Source organism: Chitinophaga sp., assembly GCF_036569185.1.
In the GTDB taxonomy this organism is placed as follows: Bacteria; Bacteroidota; Bacteroidia; order Chitinophagales; family Chitinophagaceae; genus Chitinophaga.
Window position 1 is genome coordinate 1 of sequence record NZ_DATCRD010000217.1, and the last position, 2,324, is coordinate 2,324.

Annotated in this window: 2 protein-coding genes; both read right to left on the reverse strand. The window is 49.5% G+C overall.

The genetic code is table 11. The features are described 5' to 3' along the window. Positions 1-252 precede the first annotated feature (252 nt). Positions 253-1,686, reverse strand: a complete 1,434-nt coding sequence (locus tag VIM72_RS16385) for a sialate O-acetylesterase (protein WP_332003906.1) — start codon at positions 1,684-1,686, stop codon at positions 253-255. Positions 1,687-1,767: 81 nt separating this feature from the next. Then, a partial coding sequence (locus VIM72_RS16390) for a RagB/SusD family nutrient uptake outer membrane protein (protein WP_332003907.1) occupies positions 1,768-2,324 on the reverse strand: 557 nt, incomplete at its 5' end.

Genomic DNA, 2,324 nt, shown 5'->3' on the forward strand with positions numbered 1-2,324 from the left:
TTTATTAACTAAGGATATGGAGATTTTAAACCGCTCAGCTACCTGGCTCATGCTTTCTTCATTCTCTGAATAGTAGTTGGCCACCTTAATCATAAAGGATACGTCATGTGGGGAGCGGAACCCTGATTGTTTCTTTCGACCTAAAATGTTTGATTTTTGCATATTTACACCTTTTTAGGTGTAAACCTATTTCAGGACGTGACCTAAAAATTTTTAGTCCTGCCAAAGGTTTACATTACCAAAAACACTCCATTATTCCGGCGTTTTTTCCTTCCAGTTATCCGTTCTGAACGGCAGTGCCGGGAATCCTTTTCCGTTTTCCAGGTTGGTAACCGGGTAGTTGAAAAAGGCATACCTCACCGCCACCGGGTGCTTCACCTTTGCGGCATGAAGCACCACTGTTTCCCCGGAAACGGCAGCAGTGGCAGGATAAAACTGCTGATCACTGCCTGCCAGCATAAAAAAGGCCGGGGGCTGCCCATTGTTTGTTTTCAGGCCACCCGCCAGGCTTCCAGGCTCAAAGTGAACCACCGCTTTGGCTTTCTCAAAGGTGACATGATGGAAGACAGGGCCTTTATAGTCGACCTGCAACTGCCCATAGGTGCGGTTCAGGGCAGTACAGGCCAGCCTGTGCCCGATAGGCTTTTTATTTTTCGGATGAAGGTCTTTCGCCTCGCCTACATCCATTGTTACTACCATGGCCGTATTATTCAGCGTGCCCACTTTTTCCTGCGCCTCGCGGAAAAAGGCGTCGAAGGCCAGTTCGGGGTTTTCCTTATCATGGAAAAACGGCGCTATCTGCACGTAGTAAAAAGGCAGCTCTCCCTGGGCAAATTGTGCTCTCCAGCTTTTGATCAGGGTTTGAGTAAGGTGGGTATAGCTATCCCGCTCCATGTGGTTAGCCTCTCCCTGGTACCAGCAAAACCCACGGATGGAGAGATGTCTGAACGGATGGATCATAGCGTTGTATAACAAATACGGTCGCATTACCTTTTCAAAAGAAAACCCTGCATTGATCTTTTCCGCCGATTTCGGGCTTCGAAGATAAGGTTGCAGGTATACCGAATCCAGCAACGGGTCTGAAGAGAGCTCATTACGGGGTACATACGCCTGTGCCCCTGATGCGCCTATACCGGTGAATATGATGCCAACCGGCACCTGCAATGTTTCGAAGATCTCCTTTCCGAAGTAGTAAGCCACGGCGCTGAAATCCCTCACTGTTGCAGGACTACAGACTTTCCATCTCCCGCTAACAGTATCCACAGGTTCATTACTGAAATTTAACCCGGTATTAAATAAACGGATGTTGGGCAGCGCTGCCAGCGGGATCTCCCGTTCCCGGTTCAATTCTTCTTTCATAGCAAACTGCATGTTGCTCTGCCCGCTGCATAACCAAACTTCGCCAATGAGAAGATGATCTAATACCAGGCTGGCTCCCGCACTGCTGACTGTAAGCCGGTAGCTGCTAAAATCGCCGGGTGTCACTGCTGGTACGTCCAGGATTGCCATGAAGTGATGATTGCTGTCTGCTTTCACCTGCACGGCGCGGTCGTTCCAGCTACCGGTAACCGTCACAACGCTGCCTGCATTGGCATGCCCCCATACTTTGAAAGGCTTGTTTTGCTGGATCACCATATTGTCCTGTAATACACTGGCCAGTTGTAATGGTTGCTGTGCCGTGGCCATATGGCACAGTATGAACAACAGGTAACATAGAATACTATATCTGTTTATAAGCATAATTTCTTTTCTTAAAAGGAAAGCAGATCAATAACCGGTATTCTGTTTGAGCAACCCGTTACTGAGTTGTATCTCCCGCAGGGGAATAGGCAGGTGATTATTGGTGCCTTCTATGTAGCCAGTCAAAGTAGCGGCAGCCTTGCCCGTTCTTACCAGTTCATTGAAACGCAGGTGTTCGCCCAGGGCAGATTCCACGCGCATTTCATGATAAATGTCATCCAGCGTAACAGTGGTGAGGTCCGGCAGTACGGTTAAATCTGTGTTGCCGCCGCTTTTACGGGCGCGTTGGCGCACGGCGTTCACCAGCTCCAGCGCCCTGCCTGCATTACCGTTATGCACTGCTGCTTCCGCTGTCCACAGCATTACAACAGCCAGCCGGAAGATCCGCTCATTGGTGGGGCCATCGGCAACGCTACCACCGGCATTGAAAGGAATTTCATTCGCAGGCAACCAGTAACGTTTGTTGTAATATCCCGTTTGACTCGAAGTAGTATTCGCCACAGAACCATCCGGCAATATGTCGTTGTTGGCAATTACCGTAGCTTTCAGCCTGGGATCGCCGCGCTCGTAGGTTTTCACCAGGT

Bases quoted from the DNA above. Each gene is read 5' to 3' on its own strand.
- VIM72_RS16385 (WP_332003906.1), bottom strand. From the start codon at position 1,686: ATGGCCACGGCACAGCAACCATTACAACTGGCCAGTGTATTACAGGAC.